Source organism: Alkalispirochaeta americana (genome assembly GCF_900156105.1).
Lineage (GTDB): Bacteria > Spirochaetota > Spirochaetia > DSM-27196 > Alkalispirochaetaceae > Alkalispirochaeta > Alkalispirochaeta americana.
In genome coordinates this window covers 1-15161 of record NZ_FTMS01000024.1, presented here as the reverse complement: position 1 = coordinate 15161, position 15161 = coordinate 1, and the positions used below count along the sequence as shown (strand labels likewise).

Sequence of the window (15161 nt, the reverse complement as noted above, 5' to 3'; positions counted from 1 at the left end):
GAAGGCCTTGCGCTTGAGCCGGTCCTCCACCTCGTCGGCCTGGTGCTCCCAGAAGTGGACCTTATCCAGATGCTCCGTCACGCGGTAGAGCTCGCAAAAGAAGGCCCGCACCGCCAGGGTGAGTTCCTGCACAGCCTTGATGCTGATATCGGTGAGCTCCCGGAAGTCATCCTTCAGGAAGGGATAGATCTCGGGCTTCTCGATGCTGAAATGGGCAGCCACCCGCTTTGCCACGTCGGCCACGTTATCGATCGTCTCCAGAAGTCCCAGGACATCTCCCCGGGAATCGGGGATGAGCATCTCCGCGTAAAGCCGGTGCGTGATCTGGCGCCGCAGCTCGTCGGCGTCGCGTTCGACCCGATCGACCTCGGAAGACTTCTTCTCGAAAAACTCGAACTCTCCGTCCAGATACTTGTTCACCGCCTCCTTGAGCAGGAGTGCGCTCTGGTCTATGAGACTCAGGTACTGCTCTATCTCCAGCTCCAGTGTTTTCGCCCGGGACGAAAACATCCTGTTCATTCCTTCCTTGATTCCCATAGGTACTCTATCCTTTCCTTTTTCTATTCTCTTTATTTTTTGGAGCTTCTCCGCCCGGGGCCGTTTCAATTTCGACTGACACGCCCGGGCTGAATCGTTCTCAACCGTCCAGCATGTCGGGGTAGTTGGTAATAACCCCGTCGATCCCCATCCCCTGCAGGGCCTGGGCCGTTTCCCTGGTGTTCACCGTCCAGGAATAAACCTGCAACCCCTGGGCATGAAAGAGATCCACAATGGGGGCGCTCACGTAATCGTGATCCAGGTGAACACTGTAGAATTCCACCCCCATCTGCTCGAAATACTCCAGGGGATTCATCAGGTTTGCCTCATAGAGACAGCCCAGCTTCACCGTTTTATCCAGCTGGTGAACCTTGCTCAGACACTCGTGGTTAAACGAGGAGATCACGGTGTGCTCCAGGCGGTTGTTCTTCTTCAGGATGTCCACCACGGGCGTCTCAATATCACGCCGGTCGAAGGCCTGGATCTTGATCTCCACGTTCAGCAACAACGTATCAGGAATGAGATCGATCACCTCCTGAAGCGTGGGCACCCGGGTCCCCGCAAAGGAGCTATCCTTCCAGCTTCCCGCGTCGTGGGCCTGGATCTCTTTCAGGGAGAGATCCTTCACCGCGCCGGTTCCGGAGGTGGTCCGGTCCAGGGTCCAGTCGTGGATTACCACAACCTGGCCGTCGGCAGTGAGCTGTACGTCCAGCTCGAGACCCTGGGCGTTCTGTTGAATTGCCCGTTCCATGGCGGGCAACGTGTTTTCCGGAGCATACCCCGATGCTCCCCGATGAGCGATAATACGCATCGTGATTCTCCTTCCTCGGTCCTTTCCCGCAGGAAATGTCCCGATTGTACTGTAATGAAAAAGACAGCCCGACTGAAAAATCCGGCAGGAAAAAGCCTGCCCGAAAAAGTCTGACTATAAGACAATGAATTCTTAACAGACAAACCGTTACCGGCCCTCCGGAAAATCTCCCGAAAGGCCACGCTCCACCAGGCATCCCAATGTGGAAGGATAGGTTGTCCTGAAAAGACCCGCAGGAAGCACCGCAGACACAACGGAGCCACCCAATTCCCTCAAACGAGAAGGGGATTGTATCACGGATATCACCATGGGGCAAACAAAATTTTCCGCACCATGAACATTTTTCCACGCCATCAGAAGTCCCTCATCACCTCTTCCACAGAAAGCCCTTCGTTATGAACGGGCAAACTGATCGTGAAGGACGCTCCCTGGCCCGGAGCGCTTTCCAGAACAATTGTCCCCCTGTGGGAACGGATAATGTCCCACACGATAGAGAGCCCCAGGCCCGTGCCTTTTCCCACGTCCTTTGTGGTAAAGAAGGGGTCAAAAATGCGCGACTGGTGCTCCGGGGGAATCCCCGGGCCGTTATCGGAGATCTGGATCATCACCTGATCCTCGTCCAGCCCCGTGGTAATCCAGATATCTCCCTGATCTTCAATTGCCTGGGCCGCGTTTACCAGGAGGTTCACAAAGACCTGGTTTAACCGATCGGGGCGGCAGGGAATCTCCGGCAGGTCTCCGTAATCGCGATGGACCGTAACCTTGTACTTGAGCTCGTTGTTGATCACCCGCAGGCTGGTCTCGATCAGCTCGTTAAGCTGGGCGATCGCCTGGTGGCCGTCCTCCATGCGGGCAAAGGTCCGCAGGTTTCCCACGATGTCCTCAACCCGGCGGGTTCCCTCCTGGATATCGCCGGCCATCTCCTGAATCTCCTGGAGCACCTCCCCCAGCTCGTCCCCGGCAGGAGGGGGCTCCTCCTGGCGAGCCAGCTGCGCCACCAGACGGCAGTGCTGCACCAGGGTGGAGGCGTTGCTCTTGATAAACCCGATAGGGTTATTGATCTCGTGGGCGATTCCCGCCGCAAGCTGGCCGATCGAGGCCATCTTGTCGGCCTGGACAAGCTGGACCTGGGTCTGCTTGAGGGTCTCGTAGGCCACGTTGAGATCGCTGGTGCGTTCCTGAACGCGCTTTTCCAGATCGGCCGAATAGGCATTGAGGAGCTTTTCTATGTCCCGGCGGACAATCACCCCCGCCAGAAGCGTTGCCACCAGCTCCGGCAGGTGTCCCTCCTGACTCCGGGGCTCCACCAGCACCAGAACCCCCAGGATCTCTTTCTGGGCGTAGACAGGATAGATCGATCCGGCTTCGCCAGCTTCTCCGGTTCCACCGGGGAGGAGGGACTTCAGGGGATAGCCCAGGAGCGGCGCTCCTTTCTCCCGCACATCCTCCCACCAGGCCGATTTCAGAGGCTGCTCCTCTGGAACCGGATGGTTTCGCAGCCCCTCCTGCCACCATTGGCAGAGCAGCCGCAAGACCCGCCGCTCCCGATGAATCTGAAAAACAAAGCTTCCCCGAGCTCCCATGGCCCGGGCCAAGCGCTCCATGGTGGGAGCAAAGGATTTTTGGAGATCCTGGTAGCTGCGGCTCACAAAGGCCTCGGCGATCTGCAGGAGCTGCATAGTCTCGGTGTCCCGGCTGTAACGGGTTACGTCCCGAGCCACCGAGACCCACCCCAAAATCTGCCCCTCCGCTTCGTGGCGAACCTGACGCAGGGCGTAGTTATGCTTTCGACCCTCCCTGTCGGACACGGAAAGCATGAAGAGCACCACCGCGCCGTGACGATCGGCCCGGGAGAAGGCCCGAATGATCCCCGAGGGGAGCGCCTCCCGCCAGGGTTTTCCCTGAAGATCGCCAGGCCGGGCACCGCACAGCCGGGCAAAGGCATCGTTGCACCCCAGAATGACTCCCTGGCCGGAGCGAACCAGCAGAGGATCAGGAAGAAGCTGTGCCGCCAGAGCAAGGCGCTCCAGATCCTCCACACCACCGGCCCGGTCCATCAGCAGTGAGCCTCTCCTGCCCCGCCGGTCTGAACCAGCAGAAGCGTTTTGTCCGTAAGTTCTCCCGGAGAGCCCGCTGCCAGCACCAGCTCGGCCCGTCTACTGAGGGAGGGTTCCTGCCCGGTATCGCGCACATGCTTGGCCAGCACCCGGGGAGCGTTGAGATCCTCCGGCGAGGCGAGACTTTCCAGAAGCCCCGGCGAAGCCACAGCAAGAAGATCACCCTCTTCGATCTGCACCGACCGAACCCGGCCGGGGTGTTCCGGCACCGTCTCGATCTCGCCGTAGTCGTCCCGGCGGACCACCACAAAAGGAGGGTAGCCGTTGCCGGCGTAGCGAAAAACCGGACCCTTGTTATCGAGGATCCCCACGGTATAGCGGATAATCACGCTGGGGATCTCCCGGGAGACGGCCCCCATCACCGAGGAAAGCTCTGCTGCCAGAATCGCCACATCGAGACCGCTGCAATCCTGGCGGTCCAGCACGGTATGAAGGACCCGCAGCACCATGGTTGCCCCGATCATGGAACCCCGGACGCCATCGCAATCCAGATGGGCCGCCAGGATCAGGAGAAACTCCTTGCCGATAGGAACCTGCTGAAAGAGATCCACCCCCCGCGAGGTCTGCTCCGGCGAGGGCACATGGCGGCAGCCCACATCACACCAGCCGTGGTTGTAATCCCCGCCCCGGGCAGTCTCGCCCCGCAAAACCGCCGCCAGGGCAAGCTCGTTTTTCACCGTCCGGTGATACTCCCGGTTTCGCTGGTGCATCTCGAAGAGATTATAGGCCTTGGTCAGTTCGTAGATCAGGTCCTCGTGATCCCAGGGCTTGAGGATGAAGCTGTTTATCCCGCTGCGAATCGCGCTGGTAATATCCTTGATATCGGTATACCCCGTAAGCATGAGACGCATGATCTCGGGGTAGCGCTGCTCGCACAACGCCAGAAGCTCGTGCCCCTTTGTTCCGGGCATACGCTGATCCGAAAGAACTATCACCACATCAAGATAGTTATTTGCCAGAAAGCGCTGCGCCTCCTCGGCGCTTGATGCCGTGGCTATCTCCAGATCCCGATCCCTTGCCCAGGGGCGCAATTCCCGTTTCAGGGCTGAAAGAATTCCCTGCTCGTCGTCTACCAGAAGCACGTATCGTCCCATGAACCACCCTTTCTCTCCTATCTATTGTGGGTCGTCCCATTGGATAAGACAAGGCTTTTCCGTATGATACCGCCCATGACAACGCTTTGGCAGGACCTTCCCCGACCAATCTTTACTCTGGCCCCCATGGAAGACGTGACCGACACCGTTTTCCGTCGGCTGGTCCGCTCCTGGGCTCACCGCTGGGGAGCCCCTGGCCCCTCGGTTCTCTTCACGGAGTTCACCCGGATAGACTCGGCAATCCGCTCCACCCCGGAAAAGCCCGACGGACGCCTGCGATCCACCCCCGAGGAAGCCCCCCTGGTGGTTCAGGTCTGGGGAACAAACCCGGCGGAATTTGAGGAAGGGGCCGCCGCCCTCGAGGCGATGGGCTTTGCCGGAATCGACATCAACATGGGATGCCCCGCCTGGAAAGTGCGGAAATCGGGGGCCTGTTCAGCCCTGATCGGCACCCCCTCCCTGGCAGCGGAGCTGATCGCCGCCTGCCGCCGGGGAACCTCCCTGCCCATAAGTGTAAAGACCCGCACGGGCATCACCATCGCCGAGACAGACCGGTGGTGCCGGTTTCTCCTGGATCAGGGGATCGATGCTCTGGTGCTGCACGGCCGCGTGGCCGACGAGATGTACGATGGATGGGCCGACTGGCGGGAGATTCGCCGGACCGTGGAGATCCGCGATTCCCTGGGCTCCCGGGCAGCGGTAATTGGCAACGGTGATGTCTGCTCCCTGGACCACGCCCTGCGCCTGACCGAGCAAACCGGCGTGGACGGGGTGATGATCGGCCGGGGGATCTTCTTTGACCCCCTCCTCTTTGCCCGAAACTCCCCCACCCCGCCGCCGCCCTGGGAGGACCTCCCCCTGCAGGAACGGGTGGGGTATCTGGTGGAACACATCCAGGCCTACCAGCAGGAATGGCAGGGGAAACGCTCCTTCGAGGTGCTCAAGAAGTTTTTCCGCAACTACTTTCTGCCCCACTCACCCCGGGAAACAGCCCTCCTGCGCCGCCTCTACACCCTGGGAAGCCCCGCCGCAGTCACAGAGCTTCTCGAAGAGGCCTGTCAGGCAGAGCCTCAGGACCAGAGCGTTCCCGCCAGAAAGGCATCGATATCCAGCCAGGCGTAGTCAGGCACCAGAAGGTCAGCCCCGGCCTGGTCCAGCCCCTGGGTTGGCCCAAAACCCACAGAGATCATCCCTGCTGCGTTGGCAGCCTCGACACCGCTCACGGCGTCCTCAAAAACCGCGCACCGCTCGGGAGAAACACCCAGCCGCTGGCCTCCCAGGGTAAACACCTGGGGATCCGGCTTTGATCTGGTAATATCCAGCCCCGTCACGGCCTGATCAAAGAGCTCTTCTATTCCCAGCCCCCGCAACACCGTAAGAGCATTCTTGCTGGCACTGCCAAGGCCGATCAGAACGCCCCGGCGTCGCAGCTCCCGGATACAATCCACCGCTCCCGGCACCAGGGCACTCTCGTCCACCTCCTGGAGGTAGGTCTTGTAGTACTCGTTCTTGCGGTGGGCCATCTCCTCTTTCTCTTCCCCCGTGGCGCTCACCCCGTTGGAATCAAGGATAATCTGGAGCGACTCCATGCGGGAGACCCCCCGCAACTGATCGCTCACCTCTTCGGGAAAACGCCAGCCCTGGTCATCGCAGAGACGCCGCCACCCCCGGGAGTGATACTCGTCGGTATAGACCACCACGCCGTCAAGATCAAAAATTACAGCTTCTATCGTCACTTTTGTCGTCATTTTTTTCGTCATACCGGAAAGTGTAACGGCCAGACCGCTCCGGGGCAAGACGACCCCTCAGCGCAAGACGCCCCCCCAGCGCAAGACGACCCCTCGGGGCACGGCAACGCTTCGGGGCACGGCCGGACTCCCTCCGCAGAACCTCCTGGTAGAGATCCAGCATCTGCCGGGCCACGGCAGCGCCGTCGAACCGCCGGGCCATCGCCAGGGCTGCCCGCGAGGCCCCCCTGTGGAGATCATCGCCGGTACAAAGCGCCTCCAGAGCCTCGGCAAAGGCCCGGGGATCCCCCGGAGCAACCCCCAGGCCGTTCTCCCCCACCAGCTCCCTGATACCCGCCACATCGGGAACCACCACGGGAACTCCGCAACAGATCGCCTCGATCACCGTCATAGGCTGGTTTTCGGTGGTGCTGGCCGTGGCGAAGACCCTGGCCCGGTGCAGAAGACCGCTTGCGAGGAGATCCCCATGGGGAAGGTATCCCGGGAAATGAACGCACCCCTCCAGGTTCAGGGAGCGCACCAGACCGCGATAGCTATCCCGGGAGGGGCCGTCCCCCACCAGGGCCAGGCGAAACCGCTCAAGGCCGGGCCGGCCCCGCAGGATTGCCGCCGCCCTGATCAGGACATCCAGGGATTTTTCCCGGCCCAGGCGCCCCACAAAGAGCACCGTCCGGTCCGTAAACCAGGGGTAGCGGCGGCGCAGCTCCTCCAGAGAGGGCGCCTCCCGCCGGAAAAGCGCCGTATCCACCCCGTTGGAGATCTGCCGGGGCCGGGAACAGGGAAACTGCCGCGTCAGCACCCGGCAGGCCAGCGCACTGGGGGCAGTATGAGCGGCACAGCGGGCTATGTACCAGCCGTAGAAACGCCAGCCCAGACGCCGCACCAGAGGCACCAGCCTGCGGAACCGCACCATATAGAGCAGATAATCCGCCTCGTGAACCATGGTATGAAAGGTATGAACCACGGGGATCCCCCGGTTTCGGGCGGCCCGCACAGCCGCCATGGTGAGAAACCAGGGGCCGGTAATATGCAGAACCTGGACCCCCTCCCGGGTGAGGATCTCCCCCACGGCGCGGTTCCAGGGCAGAACATAGCGCATCCCCGGATAACTCCTGCAGGGCAGGCTCGGAATCCGGTATACCGCCACGCCCCCCAGGGTGGGCTCGCGGAACTCCCCCGTGTCGGGCACCAGAAAGATCACCTCATGGCCCAGAGCCCGGAGGTTCTCCGCCAGGTTTTGCCCCGAGGTGATAATACCGTTCACCACGGGGTGGAAGATCTCGAAGACCAGGGCAATCTTCAGGCCTCTGTGCGCCACCGCCTGCCCTACTTCATCTGCCAGCGGTAGGTGATCCCCACGGTGAGGTAATAGATCACCTCGTTGGTCCCCATCTGGGGCCGGTAGATCCAGGGCTCGGCCCGGTTGCGGTCGATGAGTTTGACTTCATCATGACCTCCGGTCGGAGGCTTAAAGTCCCCATTCTCATCACCCCATATCCAGCGCCGGGGATCGTCGTCGTCGAAGGGCGGCTCCAGGCGCATGGCGTTGAAGATAAATCCCAGCTCGCCGTCGGCAAAGACCGTGAAGGGCGTGCCGAAGATCGTCACGGGCCGCTCCACCCGGGCCCGGAAGAGAAGCTGGTGCTCCAGATCGTCCCGGAGAAAGTGGGTGGAATCGGAGATATCCTTGTAGGTGTACTCCTCGTGCCAGGGGTTGGCCGGGCTCTTGGCCCCGTTCAGGACCCACTCCAGCGAGGCGTAGAACCCCGTCTCGCGCGGTTCATCGACAAAGAAGGTGTTGGTGTAGTCCATCTTGATCGCCATGTTGTTCTCGCCGTGGGCGTAGCCCAGGTAGTTCTGGCGGTAGTCGATGGGCATGCGCCGCCCCCCGTCCACGGGGTATTCCACGGCGGGGAAATAGGTAAAGGGATAGGGCCTGCGGCTGTAGTAGAGGGGCGTCTCGTCGGCGCCGGAATAGTTCCCCACCTCCAGGCCATCGTAGACATCATCTCCGGGGGTGCTGGTGGCCGAGAAAGCATACTTGGTGGCACCGGCGTAATAGAGCCCCACCTGGCCAAAATCGAACTGCCGGTAGCCCCCCAGGGACCAGGCCAGGCGGTTCTGAAAATCCACATCGATCCCGGGAATGGAGCTTCCGTTGATATCGTCCACCAGAATCTGGGCCGTGAAATAGCCATCGGGGGTTGTCCGGTCCAGAAAGAAGCCCATCACGTGCTTGCTGTTGGCAAACTCTCCCCAGGGCTTGTTGCCCCCATCCATGATGATCTGGGTGAAGTACATGGGCATGGGGCTCAGAAAGAACTCGGGGTTAAAGAAACTGTTGGTATAGACCGCCCCCTCTTGGAGGCCGAACCGCCAGCCCTGTTCCAGGTTCAGGCCGTAGACCTTGAAGTTGGCCCCCCGGTCCGCCCAGGGGACCCCGTCGGGATAAACCTGATCGTACCGGGCCCCCGTGCCGGGCACAATCTGGGGGTTGTCATTGTTGTATACGCCAAAGGGAGCCACCCCGGGCTCGGAGCCAAAATAGGTCTTGTCGGAGCTGCGGTTGAGCCCCACCCACCGGCTGGTATAGAAGAAGAAATCCCCCTTGTAGGAGGTCTCCATCTGGAGCGCCGGGATGGGGTTGGAGTTCACAAAGAGCGAATAGGGGGTATCCACCACGTCCTGCTGGGTGGTGCGCCCCATCTTGAGGGTAAAGGGCTGGTAGTCCACCTCCACGTGGGCGTCGCGGATATAAAAGTAGCGGTCCCGCATGTAGGGCTCCGAGGGATCGTAGCGACGGTCGCCGATCAGGGCCCAGTCCACAAAGAGGTTGAAGTGACGCGAACGGTAGTCCAGGATCGCCTCGGTGGATTCGTAGACGCTCTGGACGCTCCGCTGGCCCCGCAGGGGGCGGGAAGTTTCGCTGTATTTATCATCATCCCGACTATACCCCTTCCCATCGTAGCCCCGGAGCAGATCGTACTGGCGCTGCCCCGTGAGGGAAAAGAGAAACTCCAGGGCCAGGGTATCGTCCGTGGGCGAACTGAACCGGCCGTGGGAGCCCAGAAGGGCCTCCATATCCGGCCCCGCCGCCGGAACCTCCCGGGGATCCGCAGCCGCCCCATCGGGCTCCGCAGCCAGGAGAGGCCCCGCCACCAGAACCATCAGAAAAGCCGCCGGAACAACCAGGCGGCCCATCAGTCTGTACGCACATGAGTTCATTCTTTGCTTACCTCGCTTTAGCCTTCACCGGGCGGCCTTCTTCAGGGATTGCCCCGGTAGCGCAGGGATCGTGACCCGCCCAGGGTAAGCTCCGCCCAGACATCGTCCTCCCAGCCATGGAGGGAGGGCTCCAGAAAAAACGACCCCCACCTGGGGTGAGTATAGGTCACACGGGGCGCAACCCGCCAGATCAATTCCCGTGAGGCGTCCTCGTAGACCGAGTAGTCACTATCTTTTGGATCATACACGGTATCAACCAGGTTGACCAGTTCCGGATCCTTTCGGGAGAGGATCTCCACATCCAGCCCCAGGGCTGCCCGGCCAAAGCCGGCCAGCTCCATATTCCATCTGGTCCAGGTGACTCCCGGGCCGTAGGGTGAGGTCATGGGCATCATATAGACCCCGTGGGTGCGGAACCGGTAGACCCCCCGGGCCAGGTAGTTTCCCTTATCCTCGTTGTAATCATAGAAGTTTCCCCAGAGAAAGTGGGTGTAGCCCACCTCGCCCGTTCCCCGAAAGCGCCGTTCCCCCCAGGGCAGGTTCCAGGAGACCGCTCCCAGATAGGCGTCGATCGTGGGGATCGGGTCGTCGGGGATCCCCGCCAGCTCCTCGGCGTCGATATCGTTATAGCCTGCCTGAAAATGGAGCTCCACCCCGGGCCGCACGGCCCAGGAGATATCCATGATGAGGCTCATGTTGTGAGGCCCCACATCGGTGTTGTGCCAGGAAAAAACGGGGAAGACATCCCCCAGGTGAAAGGCGTTGTTCTCGCGGGCCACAAACTGCTGGGAGGCCACGCCCAGACGGACCCGCTCCCGGGTATAGTCCAGACGGTGAACCCCGTAGTAGATAATGCTCTGGCCAAACCCCAGGCGTTCCCCGGGCCACGTTCCCTCGGTGTTGGGCTCGAGGCCGCCGGCCCAACCATCATTGCCAGTATCGACCCCCCCGGCAGACGTGTCGAGCTCCCCCTGGGCCCGGCGGTTGTCCAGGGTTGCCGAGATGGAGGTGATCTGGAAGGGCCCCAGGCGGTAGCGCATGGAGAGCGCGTCCACGTGGGGCAACCGGTCCGAGGCCATAAAGGTGGAGTGCCCCGGGGCACCCAGGTGCAGGGCGTTGCGCCCCAGGGTTACGTCCAGGTCCCCCAGATAATGGTACCAGTAGCCCCGGCGGATAAAATAGTTGTCGGCCCGCACCAGCCGGTCCGGGTGAAACTCCAGAAAGTTTGTATCCAGCAGCTCGCCCCGCTCGTAGCGGCGGCGCACGCCCGCGCGGATATAGACGCCTCCCGTGTCGTCCTCCTCACCGTGGACCGCCAGGGAGAGGAAATCGGGCATCGCCAGATAGCGCCGGTAAAAATCCAGGGTATCCTTGCCGCCGAAATCCTCGTCGTCCTTGTCGGCGTTGATCCACTGGGCCCCGGAGGAGCGCAGGTAGCTCTCGAAATCGATGTCCAGGATCGCCCCGATGGTGACCTCGCCGGGCCGGAAATCGACCAGTTCCAGAAACTCCCCCACCTGGCCCGTCATGCGGGGCCGGGCGTCCTCCAGCTCCAGAGCAAAGCGCACCAGATCCCGCTTTGCCAGAGGAAAAGAGGCCGAGGGGAAGACCATCCCCGCCTGGCTGTAGAGATCGGCCAGGGCCTGCACCTCGGGGCTCGAGGGCATATACGTGACATGAGCCTGGAGCGGCACAGAAACAGCACACAGCCCCAGGAGGAAGAAAAGCACTGCATAGGGTCTCGTTCGTCGGTGTTCCATAGGTATGAGAGTTTTGTAATACACCCCCCGGGGAGGGTCAACCCCGCCGGTCTTGCATTCCGCCTCCTGGTCAATTACAACCGGATCAGACAGACCCGGTCTATGCTCTGGGAGACACCGGCCCCGCCGGGGGGATTGTCTTCTATATCGATCGCGAGAACAATTTTGAGTGGACCTATCTGGAGGCAGCACCCCAGGGGTGGCACAGGGGTGAGGAAGACCCCGCCCTACCCTGGGGGCCCATGGGTCACGAGACAGGAGCCTCGGGCAACGATCTTGGCACGGGGATGTCCAACACAGCCCTGATCGCCGGAGTCTCCGATGAACACGCCGCTCATCTGGCCTCGAAGGCCGGGATCAACGGCTTCGACGACTGGTTTCTTCCGTCAAACCAGGAGTTGCACGCCCTCTACGAGACGCTCTTTCGCCAACAGATCGGGGGGCTCCTGCGGGAAAGCTACTGGAGCTCCACCGAGCGCACCTCCGACCGCGCAATGGTCACGAACTTCGATCTGGGCGGACAGATCTCCGGCAGAAAACTCCACGCCTACCGGGTCAGGCCCATCCGGGCGTTTTAGGCAGAGTCTGCCCAAGGCAGAGATTTCCCGGGCCAGAGGCGGGGCCCCTATGGAAGATTCGGGATCTTCCTGATGACAGATAGGGGTTCCTGTTTTACACTCTTTTCCGGGGAGTTTTGTGATAGGGAGCACAAAAAATACGAAAGCCACCATTCGAGTGACAGAAGACAAGGAACTCTACCGGCTGGGCTCCCTGGCAGAACGTGTCCTTGATTCACCCGATGGAGCCAGCACCCGGGAAGCTACAGGGATCGAGGACGAACTCAGCAGATGCCGGGAGCATCTGCAGCGCCCCCGGCGGGAAAAAAAGCGACCCCTTGTCCAGGCCAAGGGCAGGAAAGACCGGCAGGTTCCCCTTTCGCCCCGGCTCTGGGAGTTGCTGAAACAATACCGGCAGGAATACCAGCCCAAGACCTGGCTTTTTGAAGGGCAGAAGGGTGGCCAGTATACGGTGCGGAGCATCCAGGCCCTGTTCCAGCGGGCCTGCAAAACAGCAGGGATTGCCAAGCCCGCCACGGTCCACACCCTTCGTCACAGCTACGCCACCCACTTGCTGGAAAAAGGGACGGACCTGCGGATTATTCAGGAGCTTCTGGGTCACGCCAGCACCAAGACCACCGAGATTTACACCCACGTCTCCACCACCCTGATTTCCCGGGTCCCAAACCCCCTGGATGAGCTGGACCTGGAGTGACAACCTGCGTATGAGCAAAAGATTGCGTATAAAAGAACCAGAAAGCGAGATACACGCAATAGCGGAGGGAGCCAAAGGGAATATATACGCAAGAGTTCGTTTATTGGGGAGTTATAGGAAATGTTTGGCTCCTAATAACATTTTTTTACCAGGCCACCTTGGCCTGAAAGAGAGAGAAGAATGAGTGATGATAGAGAATTAGCAGTAAGTGAAGAAAATGAAATTACTAAATTAGTGACAAAAAAGGTATCTGAGATACGACCAGAATTACAAGATAATCCTTACATTGAGGAAGCTGTAAGAGTACTTCAAGTTGAAGGATATCGAAGTGCGATTGGAAATATTTGGAATGCTGTTGTCGATGATTTAAGAAATAAAATTATTCATCGTAGTTTGCCCCTGTTTAATAAAGAGATGAAGAGCACAATCGGTCGTGAGTGCAATACATATGATGATTTCCAGAATCATGTCAATGATGATAATTTAATTACCGGCGCATATAAAATTGGAGTCATAGGTTGGGAAGCTCAAAAAGTATTAAAGCATTCAAAAGAGACACGGCACATATTTGATGGGCATCCAAGAAGTAGTAATCCATCATTAATAAAAGTCTTAGGCATGTTAGAGGATTGCATTAAATATGTTTTAAAAGAAGAATATCCTCTGGAAATAATCAATATTGATGAATACATAGAATTAATGGATAGTTCTGATTATGACAGAAATTCTATGGCAATAGAGAATTCACTAGGTGATCTGCCAGATATTTATAAAGATGAAATGATTCACAGGTTCTTAACCTCCTATGTTGATGCTAATTGTTCTACTGTTTTAAGATCAAGCATTGAGTTTTGTGCACCAATTCTTTGGAAAGTATTAACAAAATCAACTAAAAACAAAGTTGTGAAAAGAGTTGATGCAGAAATTGGAAGAGGCAATTCAACAAACATTGAATATGCTTTTCAGTTTGTTGAGATCGTGAATGCTCAGAGTTTGTTAAGCCTGCTTTCAAGAAAATACAAAATTGAACCATTGATCAAGGAACTTGAAGAAAACGTTGACAACTGGGAGGTTGAAAATCGTTGTGTAAAGGAATTAAGTCGTTACTCATCAATAATCCCGTCTGAATTGTTGAATAGATATGTAAATGCATTAACTCAAACATATGTTGGTACTATAGGGCATTCTTTACAATTTTCTAGAACGGACTTTTATGCTGATGGTGCGGCATTATACATACCAGATATGTTCCAATATTTTGATGATAGTGCTTGCGATTCTTTTTTAGAATCCATACGAAACAATAGAACATTAAGATCCAGAATTGAGCATCCCCGTAAAATGAGAAGGCTGAGGTCTTTAGGAAATGTATTGATAGACCGGGTATCACAAAATTACCACGATAAGAAAATACTTGAAGCATTAGTAGATGAAGAAAAAGAAGAGGACTTTATAAAGATGGTGAAGAAAAAAACAACATAAATCAAAAAGCACGTTCTTGTCGGTTTTGATTGATTACAAACCGAGCCGGAGCCAAACACTTCCTATAACAGCGAGTACCCGGCTACGCTTCGCTCCGCCCAAATTGGTTCCCGTTGGTCGCCAACTTCGGGTACTCGCGAAACGTTAGATGACATTCAAATCATATATTGACACCTGTAACGTTGCGAGTTACATTTATTGATATGATAAAATCTTTTAGACATAAGGGTCTTGAGGAGTTCTTCAGGAATGGAAACAAAAAAGGAATAATTCCTGACCACTCCAGCAAACTCTCTCGTCTACTGGATCGTCTTGATGCTTCGCTGACGGTGAAGGATATGGCTTTGCCAGGATTTAAACTGCATAAGCTTTCGGGAAAAGAGAAAAATATCTGGTCTGTTTGGGTTAATGGCAATTGGCGAGTCACCTTTTATTTTGAAGAAGGTGATGCATTCATCGTGGATTATAGGGATTATCATTAGGAGTTGATTATGATGACCAAAAGAAAACCAATACATCCTGGATTGCTTTTGAAGGAAGATGTGTTAATTCCTCTAGGCTTATCTGTGACAAAAGCTGCCGTCGACCTTGGAGTATCCAGAAAGACATTATCTGAATTAATTAATGAAAAAGCCTCGCTGAGTCCGGATATGGCCATCAGAATTGGTAAAGCTACAAATACTTCTCCTGAAAGCTGGCTGAATATGCAGTCTAAGCTTGATTTATGGAAATCAGAGCAAAAATCATTAGATGTTCTTCCATTTCCAGAAATCTCAAAAACAAATGATCAGATTATGGAAGGATAACTCGACCTTACGTCATCTAACAGCGTGTATATGCCATTAAAACGGCGTATACACGCGGAACGTTAAATGTAATGCCAGACGTAGTTATAGTGTGGAACCATTCGTGGTTCGACTTAAAAGAGAAGAAACCAATGGCGTCGTGGATAAGTATGCAGTATTGTATGCTCATGAGAAAACAGATGAATAGTCTGTTAAACGGGCGCCTTCGGCGCTAAGAAAATAAGAGGAAGCATTTGTCCGGTCGTTAGTTGACATAAGGCACACAGAGAATTATGCTTTGTGTATGGCCTTCTACTGGAATGAAGAAAA

At 57.2% G+C, this 15161-nt stretch carries 14 protein-coding genes; 6 read left to right on the top strand and 8 right to left on the bottom strand.

Annotated features, from left to right (window positions below; translation table 11 throughout):
• The 4 genes from BW950_RS13745 to BW950_RS13730 form a co-directional block, all read right to left on the bottom strand.
• The coding region (locus tag BW950_RS13745) for a DUF47 domain-containing protein (protein WP_076489877.1) at positions 1-537 on the bottom strand (537 nt) is incomplete at its 3' end.
• Between the two features lie 100 nt (positions 538-637).
• Positions 638-1348, bottom strand: coding sequence for a glycerophosphodiester phosphodiesterase (locus BW950_RS13740; RefSeq protein WP_076489876.1), 711 nt, complete (start codon positions 1346-1348; stop codon positions 638-640).
• Between the two features lie 353 nt (positions 1349-1701).
• Positions 1702-3405: an ATP-binding protein gene (locus tag BW950_RS13735; protein ID WP_076489875.1), complete on the bottom strand. Its 1704-nt coding sequence runs from the start codon at positions 3403-3405 to the stop codon at positions 1702-1704.
• Positions 3405-4559 (bottom strand): response regulator, encoded by a 1155-nt coding sequence (locus BW950_RS13730; RefSeq protein ID WP_076489874.1) that lies wholly within the window; start codon positions 4557-4559, stop codon positions 3405-3407. The genes BW950_RS13735 and BW950_RS13730 overlap by 1 nt, the downstream gene beginning before the upstream one ends.
• 75 nt (positions 4560-4634) lie before the next feature.
• On the opposite strand from BW950_RS13730, the gene BW950_RS13725 reads away from it, so the two are divergent.
• Positions 4635-5681: a tRNA dihydrouridine synthase gene (locus tag BW950_RS13725; RefSeq protein ID WP_076489873.1), complete on the top strand. Its 1047-nt coding sequence runs from the start codon at positions 4635-4637 to the stop codon at positions 5679-5681.
• Here BW950_RS13725 and pgmB read toward each other — a convergent pair.
• From pgmB to BW950_RS13705, 4 genes are read right to left on the bottom strand one after another with little or no spacing between them, the layout of a single operon-like run.
• On the bottom strand, positions 5630-6307 hold the full coding sequence (gene pgmB / locus BW950_RS13720) for a beta-phosphoglucomutase (protein ID WP_234969129.1): 678 nt from the start codon (positions 6305-6307) through the stop codon (positions 5630-5632). The two genes, BW950_RS13725 and pgmB, sit on opposite strands and share 52 nt — an antisense overlap.
• The gene (locus tag BW950_RS13715; protein WP_076489871.1) at positions 6270-7625 is read right to left on the bottom strand and encodes a glycosyltransferase; all 1356 of its coding nucleotides are present in this window, start codon (positions 7623-7625) and stop codon (positions 6270-6272) included. Before BW950_RS13715 ends, pgmB begins: the two co-directional genes overlap by 38 nt.
• Before the next feature lie 8 nt (positions 7626-7633).
• A complete protein-coding gene (locus BW950_RS13710) occupies positions 7634-9532 on the bottom strand; it encodes a hypothetical protein (RefSeq protein ID WP_143559263.1) in 1899 nt (632 codons plus the stop codon).
• A 41-nt stretch (positions 9533-9573) separates the two neighbouring features.
• The gene (locus tag BW950_RS13705) at positions 9574-11292 is read right to left on the bottom strand and encodes a hypothetical protein (protein ID WP_143559262.1); all 1719 of its coding nucleotides are present in this window, start codon (positions 11290-11292) and stop codon (positions 9574-9576) included.
• A gap of 242 nt (positions 11293-11534) precedes the next feature.
• On the opposite strand from BW950_RS13705, the gene BW950_RS13700 reads away from it, so the two are divergent.
• The 5 genes from BW950_RS13700 to BW950_RS13680 all read left to right on the top strand — a co-directional run bounded on the left by BW950_RS13700 (position 11535) and on the right by BW950_RS13680 (position 14852).
• On the top strand, positions 11535-11870 hold the full coding sequence (locus BW950_RS13700; protein ID WP_076489868.1) for an Lcl domain-containing protein: 336 nt from the start codon (positions 11535-11537) through the stop codon (positions 11868-11870).
• A gap of 157 nt (positions 11871-12027) precedes the next feature.
• The gene (locus BW950_RS13695; RefSeq protein WP_234969128.1) at positions 12028-12564 is read left to right on the top strand and encodes a tyrosine-type recombinase/integrase; all 537 of its coding nucleotides are present in this window, start codon (positions 12028-12030) and stop codon (positions 12562-12564) included.
• 180 nt (positions 12565-12744) lie between these two features.
• A complete protein-coding gene (locus BW950_RS13690; RefSeq protein WP_076489866.1) occupies positions 12745-14046 on the top strand; it encodes a hypothetical protein in 1302 nt (433 codons plus the stop codon).
• Between the two features lie 203 nt (positions 14047-14249).
• Positions 14250-14528: a type II toxin-antitoxin system RelE/ParE family toxin gene (locus BW950_RS13685; protein WP_076489865.1), complete on the top strand. Its 279-nt coding sequence runs from the start codon at positions 14250-14252 to the stop codon at positions 14526-14528.
• 9 nt (positions 14529-14537) lie between these two features.
• A complete protein-coding gene (locus BW950_RS13680; RefSeq protein ID WP_076489864.1) occupies positions 14538-14852 on the top strand; it encodes a HigA family addiction module antitoxin in 315 nt (104 codons plus the stop codon).
• Positions 14853-15161: the final 309 nt, after the last annotated feature.